Origin of the sequence: Micromonospora humi, from assembly GCF_900090105.1 — a bacterium.
GTDB lineage: Bacteria > Actinomycetota > Actinomycetes > Mycobacteriales > Micromonosporaceae > Micromonospora > Micromonospora humi.
This window is the reverse complement of the sequence record NZ_FMDM01000005.1, coordinates 344,892-362,996: the sequence shown is the minus strand read 5'-3', so window position 1 is coordinate 362,996 and position 18,105 is coordinate 344,892. Positions and strand designations below refer to the sequence as shown.

The 18,105-nt window shown below is 72.3% G+C and carries 20 protein-coding genes; 5 read left to right on the top strand and 15 right to left on the bottom strand.

The features are described from left to right. Nucleotides 1-12 precede the first annotated feature (12 nt). From GA0070213_RS12440 to GA0070213_RS12400, 9 genes are all read right to left on the bottom strand, one after another. Entirely contained in the window at nt 13-1,581 is a 1,569-nt protein-coding gene (locus tag GA0070213_RS12440) for a polyamine aminopropyltransferase (protein WP_091062141.1), read from the bottom strand. Then, nucleotides 1,578-2,411, bottom strand: coding sequence for a hypothetical protein (locus tag GA0070213_RS12435; RefSeq protein ID WP_091062138.1), 834 nt, complete (start codon nt 2,409-2,411; stop codon nt 1,578-1,580). Before GA0070213_RS12435 ends, GA0070213_RS12440 begins: the two co-directional genes overlap by 4 nt. Beyond that, on the bottom strand, nt 2,411-2,833 hold the full coding sequence (locus GA0070213_RS12430) for a DUF350 domain-containing protein (protein WP_091062136.1): 423 nt from the start codon (nt 2,831-2,833) through the stop codon (nt 2,411-2,413). The genes GA0070213_RS12435 and GA0070213_RS12430 overlap by 1 nt, the downstream gene beginning before the upstream one ends. Nucleotides 2,834-2,866: 33 nt before the next feature. Further along, nucleotides 2,867-3,292 carry a DUF4247 domain-containing protein gene (locus tag GA0070213_RS12425; RefSeq protein ID WP_091062134.1) on the bottom strand — a complete coding sequence of 142 codons (426 nt, stop codon included), beginning with the start codon at nt 3,290-3,292 and terminating at the stop codon, nt 2,867-2,869. Beyond that, a complete protein-coding gene (locus tag GA0070213_RS12420) occupies nt 3,289-3,783 on the bottom strand; it encodes a DUF2617 family protein (RefSeq protein ID WP_091062425.1) in 495 nt (164 codons plus the stop codon). Before GA0070213_RS12420 ends, GA0070213_RS12425 begins: the two co-directional genes overlap by 4 nt. Before the next feature lie 2 nt (nt 3,784-3,785). Continuing rightward, nucleotides 3,786-4,421, bottom strand: a complete 636-nt coding sequence (locus GA0070213_RS12415; RefSeq protein WP_091062133.1) for a DUF4178 domain-containing protein — start codon at nt 4,419-4,421, stop codon at nt 3,786-3,788. 93 nt (nt 4,422-4,514) lie between these two features. Continuing rightward, nucleotides 4,515-4,880: a hypothetical protein gene (locus GA0070213_RS12410; protein WP_091062131.1), complete on the bottom strand. Its 366-nt coding sequence runs from the start codon at nt 4,878-4,880 to the stop codon at nt 4,515-4,517. 213 nt (nt 4,881-5,093) lie between these two features. Then, nucleotides 5,094-7,685, bottom strand: coding sequence for an ATP-dependent chaperone ClpB (gene clpB / locus GA0070213_RS12405; protein WP_091062129.1), 2,592 nt, complete (start codon nt 7,683-7,685; stop codon nt 5,094-5,096). Between the two features lie 86 nt (nt 7,686-7,771). Then, nucleotides 7,772-8,416: a TetR/AcrR family transcriptional regulator gene (locus GA0070213_RS12400; RefSeq protein ID WP_091062128.1), complete on the bottom strand. Its 645-nt coding sequence runs from the start codon at nt 8,414-8,416 to the stop codon at nt 7,772-7,774. Nucleotides 8,417-8,498: 82 nt separating this feature from the next. Here GA0070213_RS12400 and GA0070213_RS12395 point away from each other — a divergent pair, with 82 nt between their 5' ends. Beyond that, a complete protein-coding gene (locus tag GA0070213_RS12395; RefSeq protein WP_091062126.1) occupies nt 8,499-9,635 on the top strand; it encodes an epoxide hydrolase family protein in 1,137 nt (378 codons plus the stop codon). A 60-nt stretch (nt 9,636-9,695) separates the two neighbouring features. Here the strand turns inward: GA0070213_RS12395 and GA0070213_RS12390 are convergent, their stop codons facing one another. Continuing rightward, nucleotides 9,696-9,959 carry a hypothetical protein gene (locus GA0070213_RS12390; protein WP_091062124.1) on the bottom strand — a complete coding sequence of 88 codons (264 nt, stop codon included), beginning with the start codon at nt 9,957-9,959 and terminating at the stop codon, nt 9,696-9,698. 228 nt (nt 9,960-10,187) lie between these two features. On the opposite strand from GA0070213_RS12390, the gene GA0070213_RS12385 reads away from it, so the two are divergent. From GA0070213_RS12385 to GA0070213_RS12370, 4 genes are all read left to right on the top strand, one after another. Then, nucleotides 10,188-10,406: a GntR family transcriptional regulator gene (locus GA0070213_RS12385; protein ID WP_091062423.1), complete on the top strand. Its 219-nt coding sequence runs from the start codon at nt 10,188-10,190 to the stop codon at nt 10,404-10,406. A gap of 75 nt (nt 10,407-10,481) precedes the next feature. Next, a complete protein-coding gene (locus GA0070213_RS12380; protein WP_091062123.1) occupies nt 10,482-10,982 on the top strand; it encodes a cation:proton antiporter regulatory subunit in 501 nt (166 codons plus the stop codon). A 5-nt stretch (nt 10,983-10,987) separates the two neighbouring features. Next, on the top strand, nt 10,988-12,199 hold the full coding sequence (locus GA0070213_RS12375) for a cation:proton antiporter (protein ID WP_091062121.1): 1,212 nt from the start codon (nt 10,988-10,990) through the stop codon (nt 12,197-12,199). A 169-nt stretch (nt 12,200-12,368) separates the two neighbouring features. Continuing rightward, nucleotides 12,369-12,797 carry a hypothetical protein gene (locus GA0070213_RS12370; RefSeq protein ID WP_091062119.1) on the top strand — a complete coding sequence of 143 codons (429 nt, stop codon included), beginning with the start codon at nt 12,369-12,371 and terminating at the stop codon, nt 12,795-12,797. Between the two features lie 330 nt (nt 12,798-13,127). Here the strand turns inward: GA0070213_RS12370 and GA0070213_RS12365 are convergent, their stop codons facing one another. From GA0070213_RS12365 to dnaK, 5 genes are all read right to left on the bottom strand, one after another. Further along, nucleotides 13,128-13,334 carry a hypothetical protein gene (locus GA0070213_RS12365; protein WP_043327580.1) on the bottom strand — a complete coding sequence of 69 codons (207 nt, stop codon included), beginning with the start codon at nt 13,332-13,334 and terminating at the stop codon, nt 13,128-13,130. A 300-nt stretch (nt 13,335-13,634) separates the two neighbouring features. Then, entirely contained in the window at nt 13,635-14,075 is a 441-nt protein-coding gene (locus GA0070213_RS12360; RefSeq protein WP_091062116.1) for a heat shock protein transcriptional repressor HspR, read from the bottom strand. A gap of 24 nt (nt 14,076-14,099) precedes the next feature. Then, nucleotides 14,100-15,287 carry a molecular chaperone DnaJ gene (gene dnaJ / locus GA0070213_RS12355; RefSeq protein WP_091062114.1) on the bottom strand — a complete coding sequence of 396 codons (1,188 nt, stop codon included), beginning with the start codon at nt 15,285-15,287 and terminating at the stop codon, nt 14,100-14,102. A 79-nt stretch (nt 15,288-15,366) separates the two neighbouring features. Next, nucleotides 15,367-16,119, bottom strand: a complete 753-nt coding sequence (grpE, locus tag GA0070213_RS12350) for a nucleotide exchange factor GrpE (RefSeq protein WP_091062112.1) — start codon at nt 16,117-16,119, stop codon at nt 15,367-15,369. A gap of 48 nt (nt 16,120-16,167) precedes the next feature. Continuing rightward, nucleotides 16,168-18,045, bottom strand: coding sequence for a molecular chaperone DnaK (gene dnaK, locus GA0070213_RS12345; RefSeq protein ID WP_091062107.1), 1,878 nt, complete (start codon nt 18,043-18,045; stop codon nt 16,168-16,170). Between the last annotated feature and the right edge of the window lie 60 nt (nt 18,046-18,105).

Here is an 18,105-nt window from a genome sequence, read left to right as displayed (position 1 = left end):
ATGCCCCGAAACCTAGTAGCCGCGCCACTCCTCGCGGGCGTACTCCAGCACCCTGGGCTGCAACAACGTCGAGGCCGGCACGTCGACCCGGCCCCGGTCGGCGGGGAACGTGGCGGCGGCGGCGAGCACCGCCGGGGTGAGGAAGCGCAGCGGCGGCACGTCGGCCGGCAGCGCCAGCTCGGGGGCGGTGCCACCGGGCGCGGCGAGCACGAAGCCCCAGTCGCCGAAGCTCGGCACGTCGACGTGGTAAGGCACGGTGGCGAAGCCCGCCTCCCGCACCGACCGTTCGATCGACCAGTACGACCGGGGCGCGAAGTAGGGCGACCCGGACTGCACGACGAGCCGGCCGCCGGGGGCCAGCACCGGGCGGACCAGCGAGTAGAACTCGACGGTGTAGAGCTTCGCGGTGGCCGTCTCGTCCGGGTCGGGCAGGTCGGCGATCACCACGTCGAAGCGTTGCGTGGCGGTCCGCAGCCAGCCGAACGCGTCCAGGTTGAGCACCCGCACCCGGGGGTCGGTGAGCGACCGGCGGTTCAGGTCGCGCAGTTGCGGCTCGCTGCGGGCCAGCGACACCACGGCCGGGTCGAGGTCGACGAGCGTCACCGACCGCACGTCCGGGTACTTGAGGATCTCCCGCGCGGCCAGCCCGTCACCGGCGCCGAGCACCAGCACGTCGCCGTGCGGCCCGCGCATCGCCGGGTGCACCAGCGCCTCGTGGTAGCGGTACTCGTCGACGGAGCTGAACTGGAGGTCGCCGTTGAGGAACAGCCGCAGGTCGGTGTCGGCGTGGCCGACCTCCCGCACCGACCGGGTCAGCACGATCTCCTGGTAGCGGCTGCGCTCGGCGTGCACCACCGGGTCGCGGTAGAGCTGCTGGCGGGCGGTCACCTCGAAGTCTCCGGCGGTGACCCACGCGTACCCCAGCAGGAGCCCGACCACGACGGAGCCGGCGCAGAGGCCGACCCGCGCCCGGCGGCCGAGTTCGTCGCGGAACACGGTGAGGACCAGCGCGACGCCGGCGACCGCGTTCACCGCGCCGACCACGAGCGCGCCCTTGAGCTGGCCGAAGACCGGCATCAGCAGGAACGGGAAGGCCAGCCCGCCGAGCAGCGCGCCCACGTAGTCGGCGGCGAACAGGTCGGCCACCGCGCTGCCGGCGGACTGCTCCCGGATGCGTTGCAGCATCACCATGAGCAGCGGGATCTCCGCGCCGATCAGCAGCCCGAGCACGAACGCGGTGCCGACCAGCGCCGGGCCGTAGAGGTCGAGCCAGGCGAACGCCGCGTAGAGCCCGAGCACGGAGAGGCCACCGAGCAGCGCCAGGGTCAGCTCGATCGCGGCGAACGCGGCCGCCGCCCGGGACTGCAACGGCTTCGCCACCAGCGCGCCGACGCCCATCGCGAAGACCATCACGCCGAGCACGATCGACGCCTGGCCGACCGCGTCGCCGATCAGGTAGCTGCCGAGCGCGACCAGCGCCAGCTCGTACACCAGGCCGCAGGCCGCGCAGACGAAGACCGCTAGCAGGACCGCCGCGCGGGCCGCGCGCCACCGCGGCCGCGCGGGCGCGTCGACGGTCACGCTCCCTCCCGGGTACGCCCGGCGACGCCCGCCCCGGGGCGCTGCGCGGTCACCGGTCCCCGAGGCTGCCGACCGCTCCCGCTCGGCGCGCCCGCCGCCGTGCCGCGACCCGGAGCGGTCGCCCGGCGGCGCTGCCGCACGCCCACCGTGATGAACAGCGCGGCGACCAGCAGCAGGACGGCGGCGGTGAGCAGCCAGCCCCAGCGGTCCCGCAGCAGGTCGTTGCCGGCGCTCGGCAGCGGGGCCGGCGTGCCGGACGACGCCGGGGTCGCGGCGGTGGGTGCCGGATCGGCCAGGCCGACCTCGGCGGCGAGCAGCGGCAGCACGGTGGTCGCCCGGGTGATCGCCCAGCCGGGTTCGTCGACGAACGCGTCCGCGTCCAGCCCGAACCGGCCCAGCCCGGAGGCGATCGGGTAGAGGTCGGCCCGCTCGATGTCGGGGGAACCGTCGACGCCGATGCTCGCCGAGTCCTGCGACTCGCTGCTGGAGGAGGTGTAACGGACGGCGGCGGAGACCTCGATCCAGCGCGGGCAGCGCGGGTCGTCCCGCACCGACGTGCCGTCGCCCAGGTTGGAGCCGACGCTGATCTCGGTGCTCCAGTCGTAGAGCCGCCAGCCGTAGCAGACGCCCTGGGCCTCGAACGCGGACGCCAGCAGCGGCACGGTGGCGGTGCGCTGCTCGGTCGTCGGCGCGGACACGTCGGTGCTCTCGCCCCCGTTGACGATCCCGATGGCGCAGGGCACGCCGACGAACAGCCCGAGCACGACGGTCCAGACCACCGCCGTACTCCGTTTGTCCTTCGCCTTCGCGGCGGCGGCCGGTCCGGTCATCAGCTGATCGCGGCGGCGATGATCGCGCCGGTGGCGACGTGCACGGTGGCGGAGATCCAGACCGCCGGGTGCGGCTCCGGGTCGACCAGCAGCTCGCCGAGCTTGCCGGGGGTGGCCACGTCGAGCAGCACGAACGCCGCCGCCATGATCACCAGACCGAGGATCCCGTACGCCGCGGCGCCGACCAGCCCGAGCGCGAAGTCGTCGTCGCTGGCCACGATCGCGGCGACCACCACGGTGCCGACGCCGAGCAGGTTGGAGGCGAGCAGCAGCGTGGCGTTGCGGTTGCGTTCGACCCAGATCAGCTCGTGGAGCTTGCCGGGGGTGGCCAGGTCGACCAGCAGGTAACCGACGGCCATCAGGACCACGCCGACCACGCCGTAGGCGAGGGTGACCAGCAGGTCGGTGACGAGATGCTCCACAGGGACTACTCCAGGGTGAGGGGGTCGGACGGGCTACTTGCCGGCGCCGGGGCCGCCGCCCCGGACGGTGCTGCCTCGGCCCCAGCCCCAGCTGTTGCCGACGACGCCGTGGTACCGGGGATACGCGGTTCTCATCCGCTCCAGCAGGATCACCGAGCCGACCGCGAGCGGGAGGATCACCACCGAGTCGTCGTCGTAGCGCAGGTAGACGCCGCTGCCGTCGACGTACTGGTCGGCCGGCTGCCAGGTGTCGGTGATCTCCTTCGACACCTGGCTGGGCGACTTGTTCGAGGTGTACGCGATCGCCTGCGAGCCGATGTCCCGCCCGGACGCCCGGGAGAAGTGGTCCTGCACGTAGCCGCGGGGCGAGAAGTTGCCGTAGAAGATCGCGAAGGCGGCGACCAGGGCGCCGACGACGGCGACCGCCACGCCCACCACGAACCACCGTCGGTACGTCACAGCTCCTCCACCACCGTCTCGGTCAGGACCAGCTCGTTGGTCTGCGGGTAGGCGTGCCAGGTGCGCCACGCGACCGCGCCGTCCGGCGGGTCGGGCGCGACGGCGAGCGCGGTGACCGCGTCCTCGTCGCCGGGAAACACGCCGACCAGCGCGTACGGGTCGCCGGCCAGCTCGGCGCGGAGCGCCGCGACCCGGGTGCGCAGGCCGTCGCCGGCCGGCCGGAGCACGGTGGCGGTGAAGCGGTAGCCGGCGGTCGCGTCGTGCAGGGTGTCCGGCAGGTGCGGCCGGCGGCCGGGCAGGCAGGCGACCGTTTCGGTCAGTGCGCCGGCGACGACCTGGTGCGAGGCGCCGAGCAGGCGCAGCCGCAGCCGTGGCCGGCCGGGCAGGTCGAGGTCGCGGACGGCGAGCGCCGGCAGCTCCGGGCCGCCGAGGGTCAGGCTCAGGTCGGCGGCGCGGCTGTCGACGTACGGGGTCCGAAGGGCGACGAGCACGCTCACTTCACCTGGTCCGGGCCGCCCTGCGGGTAGATCATCACCTCGGCGCGGCGCAGCTCCTCACCGAGGTTCACCTCCCAGCCGGCCTCGCCGTACGCCTCGAACGACAGCCGGGCACCGCCGGGCGCCTGGTAGTCGTGGTAGCGCATGGTGCCGCGCGGGTCGAGCCCGGTGCCCTCGGTGGCGGTGTAGCGGGCCTGGCCGGACTCGTCCCAGTTGTAGCGCCGGCCGGCGATCTCCAGGGTCGGGGCGCCCGGCGTGATCGTGGCCCCCGGCTCGCTGGCCCAGAGCACCATCTCCAGGTCCGGCTCCGCCTCGACGGAGAGCCAGCGCTTCACCCCGCCCGCGTCGTCGAGCAGGTGCTCGGCCCAGCTCCAGCCGCCCTCGACCAGGTGCACCGAGCCGCGCACGGTGTAGGGGACCTGGCGGATCTCGACGATGTCGCCGGGCTTGAGCGCGCGCGGGTCGCCGCGCAACGCGTCCGCGTCGGAGTCCCGGAACGGGTCACCGGGCGCCGCCGCCTTCGGACGTGTCGCCGACCGGGACCTGCGCAGGGCGATCACGGCGATCACCACACCGGCCACCCCGAGCAGACACCCCAGCGTGGCCACCACGTACGCCAACGAACCGTTCACGACTCGCCTCCCCCAACGTGCATCGGCGGAGACGGTAACAACCCCGCGCACCTTGCCTGAAGTGCTGTTCGCTGAGTGTGTGATCAGCTACGGTCAGCCGTCGGCGAGGCGCTCGGCGGCGTACTCGCCCAGCGTCGTCCGACCCATCACACAGCCGCTGAACGTGGTGAACTCGCCGTCGTCGCCGCGCAGCCGCTCCCAGGCGTCCCGCCCGGCGGCCGGGTCGACCGCCTCCAACAGCGTCGCCGCGTAGGCCTTACCGGCCGGCGTGCCCTTCTTCAGCAGCCGTTCGACGCGCTTCCGGGCCGCCTCCGGCTGCTCGCGCAACTCCTGCTCCAGCACCCGGTACGCCTCGGTCGCGGGCAGGACCTGCCCCGCGAACCCGACCCCGCCGAACGCCAGGGTGTCCGCGTCGTCGAGCGCCCGCACCGCCTGGTCCAGTTCCCGCTTCCCGCTCATACCCCACTATGTGCCCACCCCACCCCCTCCTCACCCCTGCCCACCCCGCCCCCACCGGCCCGCACCGGCGTCGATCAAGGAGTTCGTGTCACCCGCCGTGCTCCCGGATGACACAAACTCCTTGATCAACGGGGAGGGGCGGGAGGGCGGGGCGGAGGGGCAGGCAGGGCGAAGGCCCGGCTGGAGGGCCGGGCCTTCGTCGGGTGGTGCGGGTCAGGCGGAGGTGACCGCCAGGGCGTCCTTCGTGTCCGCGAGGTCCACCCGGACGGTGTCGCCGTCGCGGATGTCGCCGGACAGCAGCGCCTTGGCGAGGCGGTCGCCGATGGCCGACTGCACCAGGCGGCGCAACGGCCGGGCGCCGTAGATCGGGTCGTACCCGTGCTCGGCCAGCCAGGTGCGGGCGGGATCGGTGATGTCCAGGCCCAGCCGGCGGTCGGCCAGCCGGCGCCGCAGCCGGTCGAGCTGGATGTCGACGATCGCCCGCAGGTCCTGGCCCTGGAGCGCGGCGAACACCACGATGTCGTCGAGCCGGTTGAGGAACTCCGGCTTGAAGTGCGATCGGACCGTCGCGAGCACACCCTCGCGGCGCTCCTCCTCGGTCAGCGTGAGGTCGCTGATCACCGCCGAGCCGAGGTTCGAGGTGAGGATCAGGATCGCGTTGCGGAAGTCCACCGTGCGGCCCTGGCCGTCGGTGAGCCGACCGTCGTCGAGCACCTGGAGCAGCACGTCGAAGACGTCCGGGTGGGCCTTCTCGATCTCGTCGAACAACACCACCGAGAACGGCCGGCGACGCACCTTCTCGGTCAGCTGCCCACCCTCGTCGTAGCCGACGTAACCGGGCGGGGCACCGACCAGCCGGGCCACCGAGTGCTTCTCGCCGTACTCGCTCATGTCGATGCGGACCATGGCCCGCTCGTCGTCGAAGAGGAACTCGGCGAGCGCCTTGGCCAACTCGGTCTTGCCGACACCGGTCGGGCCCAGGAAGAGGAAGCTGCCGGTCGGGCGGTCCGGGTCGGCGACGCCGGCGCGGGCGCGGCGGACCGCGTCGGAGACCGCGCCGACCGCCTCGGCCTGGCCGACCACCCGGGAGCCCAGCGACTCCTCCATCCGCAGCAGCTTGGCGGTCTCGCCCTCCAGCAGCCGGCCGGCCGGGATGCCGGTCCAGGAGGCGACCACGGCGGCGATGTCGTCGGCGCCGACCTCCTCCTTGAGCATCGCGCCGTCGGCCTGGAGCCGGGCCAGTTCCTCCTCGGCCTGCTTCAGCTCACCCTGGAGCGCGGGGATCCGGCCGTACCGCAGCTCGGCGGCGCGTTCCAGCTCGCCGTCGCGTTCGGCCCGTTCGGCCTCGCCGCCGAGGCGCTCCAGCTCCTCCTTGGCGGTGGAGAGCTTGGTGATGTGGCTCTTCTCGGTCTGCCAGCGCTCGGAGAGCGCGGTGAGCTGCTCGCGCTTGTCGGCCAGCTCCTTGCGCAGCCGCTCCAGGCGCTCGGCGGAGGCGGCGTCGGGCTCCTTGGCCAGCGCCATCTCCTCGATCTCCAGCCGGCGTACCGCCCGCTCGATCTCGTCCACCTCCACCGGGCGCGAGTCGATCTCCATGCGCAGCCGGGACGCGGACTCGTCGACCAGGTCGATGGCCTTGTCCGGCAGGAACCGGTCGGTGATGTAGCGGTCGGAGAGCGCGGCGGCGGCGACCAGCGCGGCGTCGGTGATCCGTACGCCGTGGTGCACCTCGTAGCGCTCCTTGAGCCCGCGCAGGATGCCGATGGTGTCCTCGATGGTCGGCTCGCCGACCAGCACCGGCTGGAAGCGGCGCTCCAGCGCCGGGTCCTTCTCGATGTGCTCGCGGTATTCGTCGAGCGTGGTCGCACCGACCATCCGCAGCTCGCCGCGGGCCAGCATCGGCTTGAGCATGTTTCCGGCGTCCATCGAGCCCTCGCCCTTGCCGGCGCCGACCACGGTGTGCAGCTCGTCCAGGAACGTGATGACCTGCCCGTCGGAGTTCTTGATCTCCTCCAGGACGGACTTCAGCCGCTCCTCGAACTGCCCGCGGTAGGACGCGCCGGCGACCATCGCGCCGAGGTCGAGCGAGACGAGCTTCTTGTCCCGCAGCGACTCGGGGACGTCGCCGGCCACGATCCGCTGGGCCAGGCCCTCCACGATGGCGGTCTTGCCGACGCCCGGCTCGCCGATCAGCACCGGGTTGTTCTTGGTGCGCCGGGACAGCACCTGGATCACCCGGCGGATCTCCGAGTCCCGGCCGATCACCGGGTCGATCTTGCCGTCGCGGGCGCTCGCGGTGAGGTCGACGCCGTACTTGGCCAGCGCCTGGTAGGTCTGCTCCGGGTCGGCGGTGGTGACCCGTCGGTCGCCGCCTCGCACGGTCGGGAACGCCGCGACCAGGTTCTCCTCGGTGGCGCCGGCGTTCTTCAGCGCGACCGAGACCGCGCCGCCGACCCGGGCCAGCCCGGCCAGCAGGTGCTCGGTGGAGGTGTATTCGTCGCCCAGCGGCCGGGCGATCTGCTCGGCGGCGCCGATGGCGTTGACGAACTCGCGGGCCAGGGTCGGCTCGGCGAGGCTGGAGCCGCGCGCGGCGGGCAGCGCGTCGACCGAGCGCAGCGCGACCCGGCGCAGCTCGGCCGGGTCGGCCCCGACGGCGCGCAGCAGGCCGGCGGCGGTCGAGCCGTCCGTGTCCAGCAGTGACAGCAGCAGGTGCCAGGGCTCCACGGTGGCGTGACCGCGCTGGTTCGCCAGCGCGACGGCACCGGTGATGGTCTCGCGGCTCTTGGTGGTGAGACGTTCCGTGTTCATGGGCTCCCCCGGGATCGGCGTGTCCACTGGGAACGACACAACCAGACTTGAGTCTATTCCGCTCAACTCCAGTGGTGTGACCCGAGTCACTTACCTGTCGCCCGCCACCGCCAGTCGAGCTCTCCGGCGGCCGGCGGCGGCCCGGGCAGCGCCGGCCCGCCGGCAGCCAGGCCGGCCAGCAGCACCGCGAGGTGGCGGCGGCGCAGCTCCCGGGTCCGGTCCGGATCGGGTACGCGGATCGCCGCGCACCCCTCCAGCAACAGTCCGACGTCCTGCGTGACCGCGTCCGGCCGGAGCCGCCCGGATCTCCGCGCCCGCCCGACGAGCCCGTCGACCAACTCGTTCGCCCGCACCGCGGCCCGGCCCATCTCCTCGGTCGGGGTGAAGGTGCCGGCCAGGTGCACGGTCAGGGAGTGCACGTCGGCGTCGACGACCCGCTCCAGGAAGCCGGCGAACGCGGCCCAGTCGTCCGGCTCGGCGGCGGCCTCCTCGGCCGCCGCGACGAACCGGAGCAGCCCGTCGTGGCAGAGCGTGCGCAGCAGGTCCTCCTTGCCGGCGTACCGCCGGTAGAGGGCGCTGATGCCGACGCCGGCCCGTTCGGCGACGGCAGCGATGGGCGCCTTCGGGTCGTCCAGGAAGACCGCGCGGGCGGCCGCCAGGATCGTGGCGTCGTTGCGCGCCGCCTGCGCGCGACGGCCGGCCAGCGGCGGGTTGTCGGTCGGGTTCGGCATGGGTCGACGATACCAGTGGAACGGATCGTTCCGCTCTGCTACTGTCAAACGGAACGAAGCATTCCGTTCTGAAGGAGATGTCATGCCGGACGCCACCCTCCGCCCGTTCCGCGTCGAGGTCCCCCAGCACGCCCTCGACGACCTCGCCGACCGGCTCGACCGCACCATCTGGCCGAACGAGCTGCCCGACGCCGGCACCGCCTACGGAATGCCGACCGACCGGGTCCGCACCCTGGCGACCTACTGGCGGGAGAAGTTCGACTGGCGGGCGGTGGAGGCCCGACTGAACGCCCACCCGCAGTTCGTCACCGAGATCGACGGCGAGGAGATCCACTTCCTGCACGTCCGGTCGTCCCGGGCGGACGCCACTCCGCTGCTGCTCACCCACGGCTGGCCCGGTTCCGTGGTCGAATACCTGGACGTGATCGCCCCGCTCACCGAGCCCACCGACCCGGACGCGCCCGCGTTCCACCTGGTGATCCCGTCGCTGCCCGGCTTCGGCTTCTCCGGCCCGACCCGCAGCGCCGGCTGGAACCGCTTCCGCACCGCCCGGGCCTGGGCCGCGCTGATGGCCCGCCTCGGCTACGACCGGTACGGCGCGGTCGGCAACGACGCCGGCTCGATGGTCTCGCCCGAGCTGGGCCGGCTCGACCCGGACCATGTGCTCGGCGTACACGTCACCCAGCTCTTCTCGTTCCCGTCCGGCGACCCGGCGGAGTTCGAGGGGCTGACCGAGGCCGACCAGGCCGCGTTGCGGCACCTCCAGTGGTTCTACGACAACAAGTTCTCCTTCAACCAGGTGCAGAGCCAGCAGCCGCAGACCCTCGCGTTCGCGCTGGCCGACTCACCGGTCGGCCTGCTCGCCTGGAACGCCCAACTGCTCGACGAGAGCCTCGACCCGGACTTCGTCCTGGCCCACGTGGCGATCTACTGGTTCACCGGCACCGCCGCCTCGGCGATGCGGTTCTACTGGGAGGACGCGCACGCCGCCGAGCAGCCGACCGGGCCGACGACGACGCCGACCGCGCTGGCGATGTTCCCCGGCGACTTCCAGTCCATCCGCCGGTTCGCCGACCGCGATCACACCAACATCGTCAGCTGGCACGCCTTCCCGGCCGGGCCCGGGCAGCGCGGCGGCGTCGGCGGCCACTACGCCGCGCACGAGGCGACCGACGTGCTGGTCGGCGACATCCGGCAGTTCTTCGCCGGGCTCCGCTGAGCGGTCCCGGTGTTCGGGTGCACCTGTTGCCGCCCCAGCGACAACACGTGCACCCGGTCGTCAGAGACTGCGGCGGCCGGCGAGGCGTGCGGCGCAGGGGGTCACGTGGTCGGCGCGCAGCACGCACCGTCGGCCGCCGTCGAGCGTGCGGTCGCAGAAGACCCAGTGGCGTACGCACTGGTCGTCCTCGGCCGAGACGGTGATCCCGCCCAACTCGACCACCGCCAGGAACCCCAGCGCCCGGCCGGCGGTGCGACCGAGCACCTTGGCCCGGGCCAGGTCGGAAGCCCGCACCGGCAGATGGATCACGTACCGCCCGGTCATCGACGACTTGCCAGGTCACGCATCACGTTGGTCCCCTTTCTCCGAACGGGGGTCGGGACGGACCACGGGGGTGCCCGCCCCGACCCGAGGAAGCGCTCCAGGTGCCATCCGGGAGCGTTCACGAGCAACCTACAATCGGTACCGGTTGTAGGTCAACGACCAACCCACGATTGCTTGAGGTTGGAGGTCGATGCGTGGTCGAATGGGCGTGCCATCCGGGGAGTGTGCATGCCCAAGCAGCAGTACCAGGTGCTCGCAGACGAGCTGAAGCGCAAGATCGATTCGGGAGAGTGGCCACCCGGCCACAAGCTGCCGAGTCGCGCCCAACTGTGCAGGGAGTACGGCGTCTCCGACACGGTGGTCGGCAAGGCGATGATGATCCTTCGCGCGACCGGCCTCACCGAGACCCTCGAAGGCGTCGGCGTGTTCGTCGCCGAGCCGAAGTAGGCGAGCCGGAGCCCGGATCGGGAGGTGACTCGGCCCGCGAGCCACCAGGTGCCCGGCAGAGGTAGCCTCACCCGCGTGCGAGTACGTGTCGAACAGACCGCCTTACCCGGGATCGGCGTACGTCATGACCTCATGACGGAATCCGGCCGCCGGCTCGGCGTGGTCTCCCACCGCAATGGCCGCCGCGACCTGGTCCTCTACGACCCGGACGATCCCGACTCCTGTCAGCACGACATACCGCTGACCGACGACGAGGCGGAGGCGCTCGCCGACATCCTCGGCGCGTCGCTGATGCTGGGTCAGCTCTCCGGGCTGCGCGAGCAGGCCGCCGGGCTGCTGACCGAGCAGATCGTGATCCCGGCCGGCTCCAAGTACGTCGGTCGGCGGCTCGGCGACACCAAGGCCCGCACCCGGACCAGCGCGTCGATCGTGGCCGTGCTGCGTCAGGGCGAGGTCAACGTCTCGCCCGACCCCACCTTCCGGTTCGAATCCGGCGACGTGGTCGTCGTGGTCGGCACCCGTCAGGGTCTCGACGGCGTGACAGCGATCCTCGCCGAGACCGATCCGGACGGCTGACGCGTATGCACGAAACCACCATCCTGCTCATCGAGGTCGGGGCGCTGCTGCTCCTGCTCGGCCTGCTGGGCCGGCTGAGCCGTCGTGTCGGCGTCTCGCCCATCCCGCTCTACCTCCTCGCCGGCCTCGCGTTCGGCCACGGTGGCCTGCTGCCGCTGAACGCCAGCGAGGAGTTCTTCGCCGTCGGGGCGGAGATCGGCGTGATCCTGCTGCTGGTCATGCTCGGCCTGGAATACAGCGCCAACGAACTGGTGGGCAACCTCCGGTCGGCGGCGCCGGCCGGAGTGATCGACGCGGTGTTCAACGCGCTGCCCGGTTTCGCCTTCGCGTTGCTGCTCGGCTGGGGCTGGGTGGCCGCCGTGGTGCTCGCCGGCGTCACCTGGGTCTCCTCCTCGGGCGTGATCGCCAAGGTGCTCGGCGACCTGGGCCGGGTCGGTAACCGGGAGACCCCGGTGATCCTCTCCGTCCTGGTGATCGAGGACCTGGCGATGGCCCTCTACCTGCCGCTGGTCACCGCGCTGCTCGCCGGGGTCGGCCTGGTCAAGGGCGGCTTCGCACTCGCCGTCGCGGTGCTCACCGTGGTCGTCGTGCTGGCCGTGGCGATCCGGTACGGCCACCTGATCTCCACCGCGCTCTCCGCCAAGGATCCGGAGGCGCTCCTGCTCGGGGTGCTCGGCCTGACCCTGCTGGTCGCCGGCCTCGCGGCGAAGCTCCAGGTCTCCGCCGCGGTCGGCGCGTTCCTGGTCGGCATCGCGTTGTCCGGCCCGGTCGCGCACCACGCCACCGAGCTGCTCTCCCCGCTGCGGGACCTCTTCGCCGCGGTCTTCTTCGTGTTCTTCGGGCTGGTCACCAACCCGCTGGACATGCCGCCGGTGCTGCTGCCCGCGCTGCTGCTGGCCGTGGTGACCATGGCGACGAAGGTGGCCACCGGCTACCTGGCCGCCCGTCGGGCCGGGATCGCCGAGCCCGGGCGCTGGCGGGCCGGCCTGGCGCTCACCCCGCGCGGCGAGTTCTCCATCGTCATCGCCGGGCTGGCCGTCTCGGCCATCTACCCGGTGGAGCCCAAGCTGGCCGCGCTCGCCACGGCGTACGTGCTGATCACGGTGGTGACCGGGCCGCTGCTCGCCCGGCTGCCGGACACGCCGTGGTTCAAGCAGTGGCTGCGCCAACGCGCCGCCGCCACCCGGGCCGCGGCCCAGGTACGGGTGGGCGACTGACCTCGGCCGGGCCGGAGCCGCGACTCAGCGGCCCGGCCCGGCCAACGGTTGTCAAATTGATCCCGGGAAGGTCTACCACTGCTCCGCCCAACCGCGTTAACGTGTCGCCCCAGCAGGCAGCATCTGCGGGTGGCCAGCGCCCCCGCCAGCGATTGCGGAAGGTCGGCCGGTGAGCGTGCAGGAAGAGACGTTCCACGGCTTCGCCAACCCGGTCGACCCCTCGCCCGCCGAGCTGCGGGCGTGGGCCTACCAGCCGGACTCGGTGCCGCTGACCTCCATGCCGCCGGACTGGGACCTGCTGGTCGCCGGTGACCACCTGGTCCAGACGCTGTTCGACCTGGCCATGGACCAGAACTGCCCGGCCCGTCGGTTCGCGCTGCACTGCCTCTACATCTACGCCGCCGACGGCATCCGGACGAACTTCCGGGCGCACCCGAAACGGCGCTTCCGGAAGCTGGTCGAGCACGCCGAGCGGGCCGGCGACGACCTGATGCGCAACTGGGCGCACAACAGCCGGGTCCTGCTCGCCCGCCCCGACCTCTTCGTCTACCGGGACTGGTGCGAGGGCGGCCTGGTCCGCGAGAACCGCCGCCTCTAACCCACCCCACCCCACCCCACCCCGCCGATCTTGGACTTGTGGTGCCAAGGAATGCCCCTTATCGGGGGAATGACGAGCCGCCACAACTCCAAGATCGACGGAAGGGGCGACCCCGGCCCGGCGACCACGAGATTGACGGCGAACTTGATCTCCGCCGCCGCACCCTCCAGGTGATCAAGGAGTTTGTGTCGGAGTGGATCTCGGGGGTGACACGAACTCCTTGGTCACGTGCGTGGGGGGCGGTTGTGAGGCGGGAACGGCCGGGAGCGGCAGGAAATGGCGAACGGGCCGGGACCCCCCGTGGGTCCCGGCCCGCACGTCGGCGGATCGTCAGGTCGATCCGCCCTGCTTCTTCCGGCGTTCGTCGTCCCTGGCCCGGTCCACTCCGTGGTCGGTCTGGTCGGCGAACCGCCCTTCCTTGACCTTGTCGCTGAAGCGACCCTCGGTCACCCGGTCGAACCGCTCCCGGACGTTCTCGGCCACCTTCTCCAGCCGTTCCTCCGCCCGTTCCGCCACCTTCTTCGCCGGTTCCGCCATGGCTCCCCCCGCCAGCCCGGATTCCGTTTCAGGGCATTTATCCCTGATCAGCAGCGTAGTGCACGCCGCCCTGCCGCACCCGGCTTTCCGGGCAACCTCGGCCCGGACACGCGCGGTGGGCGCCACCCGCCCTTCAGCGCGCCGTGGACACCCATGGCGCTCCACCGGTAGGTGGCATCGACGACGAACCCCCAGCGGCCCGGAAGCGCCACCCACCAGCCGCGGAGGCAGCGCGCATGACGAAGGCCGGCACCCCCGGGAGAACCCGGGGCGGTGCCGGCCTTCGGTGGAACGCGAGCGTCAGCGGTCGGGGGTGCGGCGGGGACGCCAGACGACGAGCGCGGTGGAGGTGCGGTTGGTCGGCACGAGGTCGCCCCGGGCGAAGCCGCCCAGCGACTCCAGCTCGGCGATCCGCCGGTACGCGGCGTCCAGCTCCGCCTCCAGCCGGGCCACCCGCTGCTGCGCCTCCTCCAGCAGCCGCTCCAGCCCGATGATCCGCTTCACCCCGGCCAGGTTGATCCCGTCGTCCTGGCTGAGGCGCTGCACCTCGCGGAGCAGCACCACGTCCCGGACGCTGTAGCGTCGGCCGCCACCGGCCGCCCGGCCGGCCTGCACCAGGCCCAACCGGTCGTACTGGCGCAGCGTCTGGGGGTGCATGCCCGCCATCCGCGCGGCCACCGAGATCATCAAGATCTTGGCCTCGTAGGCCGGGTCACCTGACCCGACGTACTCCTCCGACATGCCCGCTCACCTCCGCTGCCGCCGTCAACTGAATCGACGTACCCGCGCTTCGAGATGTTCCCGCGCGGCGGGCGGGGTCTGCGCCGCGAAGGTCTCCAGGGCCGCCCGGGCCTCGTCCGACACCGTCGCCGGGACCACCACGTCCAGCGTGACCAGCAGGTCACCGACGCGGCCGTCCTTGCGGACGACGCCCTTGCCCCGGGCCCGCAGCACCCGTCCGGCGGGAGTACCCGGTGGCACCCGCAGGGTCACCGTGCCGTCCAGGGTCGGGACCCGCAGGTCGGTGCCGAGCACGGCCTCGGCGTAGGTGATCGGGACGTTCAGGGTCAGATCGTCCCCGGTGCGCCCGAACAGCTCGTCCGGGCGGACCTTCACGTGCACGAACAGATCTCCGGCCGGGCCGCCCCGCTCACCGGGCTCGCCCCGACCCGCCAGGCGGATCCGCTGCCCGTCGGCCACCCCGGCCGGAAAGCGCACGGTCAGCGTGCGGGTCTTGGTGACCCCGCCGGTGCCGTGGCACTCCGGGCACTTCTCCTCGACGATCGTGCCGACGCCCTGGCAGTTGCGACACGGCTCGGAGAAGCTGAACGACCCCTGGTTGCGGGTGGTGACCCCGGCGCCGTGGCAGACCGGGCAGGCGACCGGTTGGGTGCCCGGCTTCGCGCCGTTGCCGTGGCAGGTGTCGCAGACCCCGGGCGCGCGCAGGGTCAGCGGCAGCGTGACGCCGCGGACCGCGTCGGAGAAGTCGAGCGCCACCTCGGCCTCGACGTCCCGACCCCGGGCCGGGCCGCGCGGACGGGCCGCGCCCCCACCGCCGCCACCGGAGAAGATCGTGCTGAACAGGTCGGTGAAGCCACCCCCGCCGAACCGGGTGTCGGCACCGCCGGCGCCACCGCCGCCGAACAGGTCGGAGACGTCGAACGGCGCGCCGCCGGGCTGGCCCGCGCCGCGGGCGCCGCGCCGGAACGCCCCCGAGCCGAAGAGCGACCGCATCTCGTCGTACTCGCGCCGCTTCTTCTCGTCGCCGAGCACCGCGTACGCCTCGGAGACGGTCTTGAACCGCTCCTCGGCCCCGGTGTCGCCGGGGTTGTGGTCCGGATGCGACTCCCGGGCCAATTTCCGGTACGACTTCTTGATGTCGTCCGAGGAGGCGGACTTGTCCACGCCCAACGCGGCGTAGTAGTCCTTCTCGATCCAGTCCTTGGAACTCACCGGTCCACCCCCTTCCACGGGTCGAATCCCGGTCGTCCCGCCCGCCCGAGCGGGGCGGGCGGGACGTCACGGGTCGGCACTACTCCGGGTCCGCGACCGCGACCAGGGCCGGCCGCAGCAGCCGCTCACCGAGCTGGTAGCCCCGGCGCATGACCTGCACGCAGGTCGGCTCGGTCACGTCGGCGGAGGTCTGGTGGGCCACCGCCTCGTGCCGGGTCGGGTCGAACGGGTCGCCCTGCTCGCCGAACGCGGTCAGGCCGAACTTGCCCAGCGCCCCGGTGAGCTGCTCGGCCACGCTGCCGAACGGGCCCACCAGGTCACCGTGCTCGCGCGCCCGGTCCAGGTCGTCGAGGATCGGCAGCAGCGCGGTGAGCACCCCGCCGGTCGCCTGCTCCTGGACCAGGTTGCGGTCGCGGTCGACCCGCTTGCGGTAGTTGGCGTACTCCGCCGAGACCCGCTGGAGGTCGCGGGTGCGCTCCTCCAGATCGGAGCGGAGCGACTCCAGCTCGGCCCCGAGCGGAGCCGACGTGCCGCCGGTCTCCCCGCTCGGCTCGGCGGGCGAGTCGACCACCGGCGGCCCGGCGACCTCGGCCTCGCCGACGATCTCGTCGACCACGACCTCGGCCTCCTCGACCAGGCCCTCGGCGGGCGCGTCGGCGGCGGCGTCGGCGGCCGAGGCGTCGTTCGCCGGTTCCTCGGTCACCTTGCCGAGCTTGCGCTTGTCGCGGATGACGACCCGCGGCTCGTCGCCGGCGTCCTTGCCGGCGCCCGGGGAGCCACCCGGCGCCGACCCGGTCGAGCCCGGGTCGGCCGCTCGTGGCTTGTCCGTCATGCGGTTACCTCATCCCTCTGCGGTGCGAGTCGTGTCGGGGACCGACTGTCACTTCTTGTCCTCGTCCACGATCTCCGCGTCGACCACGTCGTCGGGGCCGCCGGCCTGCGGGCCACCGGTCGCACCGGCGCCGGCACCCGGCCCGGCAGCACCGGCGCCCGGAGCGCCCTGGGCACCCGGCTCGCCCTCCTGCTGCTGGGCGTAGAGCAGCGAACCAGCCTGCTGGGAGACCTGGGCCAGCTTCTCGTGCGCGGCCTTGATCTTGTCGATGTCCTGCCCGCCGAGGGCGCTGCGCAGCTCGCCGAGCGCCTCGTTGAGCTGGTCACGGTTCTCACCCGGCAGCTTGTCGCCGCTCTCGGCGAGGAACTTCTCGGTCTGCCACTGGAGCGCCTCGGCGACGTTGCGGGTCTCCGCCTCCTCGCGGCGACGCTTGTCCTCGTCGGCGTGCTCCTCGGCGTCCCGGCGCATGCGCTCGATGTCGTCCTTCGGCAGCGAGGAGCCGCCGGTGATCGTCATCTTCTGCTCCTTGCCGGTGCCCAGGTCCTTGGCGTGCACGTTCACGATGCCGTTGGCGTCGATGTCGAACGTGACCTCGATCTGCGGCACGCCGCGCGGCGCCGGCGGGAGGCCGGTCAGCTCGAAGGTGCCGAGCTTCTTGTTGTAGGCCGCGATCTCCCGCTCGCCCTGGAACACCTGGATCAGCACCGACGGCTGGTTGTCGTCGGCCGTGGTGAAGACCTCGGAGCGCTTGGTCGGGATGGTGGTGTTGCGCTCGATGAGCTTGGTGAAGATGCCGCCCTTGGTCTCGATGCCCAGGCTCAGCGGGGTCACGTCGAGCAGCAGGACGTCCTTGACCTCGCCCTTGAGCACGCCGGCCTGGAGGGCGGCGCCGACGGCGACGACCTCGTCCGGGTTGACGCCCTTGTTCGGGTCACGGCCGGTGAGCTGCTTGACCAGGTCGGTGACGGCCGGCATCCGGGTGGAGCCGCCGACCAGGATGACGTGGTCGACGTCGGAGACCTTGATCCCGGCGTCCTTGACGGCCTGCTCGAACGGGCCCTTGCAGCGGTCCAGCAGGTCCTGCGTCATGCGCTGGAACTCGGCGCGGCTCAGCGTCACGTCGAGGTGCAGCGGGCCGGCCGAGCCGGCGGTGATGTACGGCAGGTTGATGTTGCTGGTGGTGGCCGCGGACAGCTCGATCTTGGCCTTCTCGGCCGCCTCCTTGAGCCGCTGCATGGCCATCTTGTCCTGCGAGAGGTCGATGCCGTGCTCGCCACGGAACGTCTTCACCAGGTGGTCGATGATGCGCTGGTCCCAGTCGTCGCCACCGAGCTGGTTGTCACCGCTCGTCGACTTGACCTCGACCACGCCCTCGGCCAGCTCCAGCAGCGACACGTCGAAGGTGCCGCCACCGAGGTCGAAGACCAGGACGGTCTGCTCCTTGGAGCCCTTGTCCAGGCCGTACGCCAGGGCGGCCGCGGTCGGCTCGTTCACGATCCGCAGCACGTTGAAGCCGGCGATCTCACCGGCCTCCTTGGTGGCCTGGCGCTGCCCGTCGTTGAAGTAGGCCGGGACGGTGATCACCGCGTCGGCGATCTGCTCGCCCAGGTACGCCTCGGCGTCCCGCTTGAGCTTCATCAGCGTCCGGGCCGAGATCTCCTGCGGGGTGTACTTCTTGCCGTCGATGTCGACGGTCCAGTTGGTGCCGATCTCCCGCTTGACCGAGCGGATGGTCCGGTCGGGGTTGGTCACCGCCTGGCGCTTGGCGACCTCACCGACGAGCACCTCGCCGTTGCGGGCGAACGCGACGATCGAGGGAGTCGTCCGCGAGCCCTCGGCGTTGGCGATGACGGTGGGCTCACCGCCCTCGAGAACGCTGACGCAGGAGTTCGTCGTGCCGAGGTCGATGCCGACCGCACGTGCCATGTTCGCTTCCTCGCTTCGTAACGGGTGAGCAGGTCAGACGACCTGCCCGGCGGGGTCGCC

Coding starts and splice junctions, on each gene's coding strand:
- GA0070213_RS12375 (WP_091062121.1), top strand. CDS start 10,988: ATGCACGAAACCACCATCCTGCTCATCGAGGTCGGGGCGCTGCTGCTC.
- grpE (WP_091062112.1), bottom strand. CDS start 16,119: ATGACGGACAAGCCACGAGCGGCCGACCCGGGCTCGACCGGGTCGGCG.
- GA0070213_RS12435 (WP_091062138.1), bottom strand. CDS start 2,411: ATGACCGGACCGGCCGCCGCCGCGAAGGCGAAGGACAAACGGAGTACG.
- GA0070213_RS12360 (WP_091062116.1), bottom strand. CDS start 14,075: ATGTCGGAGGAGTACGTCGGGTCAGGTGACCCGGCCTACGAGGCCAAG.
- GA0070213_RS12400 (WP_091062128.1), bottom strand. CDS start 8,416: ATGCCGAACCCGACCGACAACCCGCCGCTGGCCGGCCGTCGCGCGCAG.
- dnaK (WP_091062107.1), bottom strand. CDS start 18,045: ATGGCACGTGCGGTCGGCATCGACCTCGGCACGACGAACTCCTGCGTC.
- clpB (WP_091062129.1), bottom strand. CDS start 7,685: ATGAACACGGAACGTCTCACCACCAAGAGCCGCGAGACCATCACCGGT.
- GA0070213_RS12410 (WP_091062131.1), bottom strand. CDS start 4,880: ATGAGCGGGAAGCGGGAACTGGACCAGGCGGTGCGGGCGCTCGACGAC.
- GA0070213_RS12390 (WP_091062124.1), bottom strand. CDS start 9,959: ATGACCGGGCGGTACGTGATCCATCTGCCGGTGCGGGCTTCCGACCTG.
- GA0070213_RS12365 (WP_043327580.1), bottom strand. CDS start 13,334: ATGGCGGAACCGGCGAAGAAGGTGGCGGAACGGGCGGAGGAACGGCTG.
- GA0070213_RS12395 (WP_091062126.1), top strand. CDS start 8,499: ATGCCGGACGCCACCCTCCGCCCGTTCCGCGTCGAGGTCCCCCAGCAC.
- GA0070213_RS12385 (WP_091062423.1), top strand. CDS start 10,188: ATGCCCAAGCAGCAGTACCAGGTGCTCGCAGACGAGCTGAAGCGCAAG.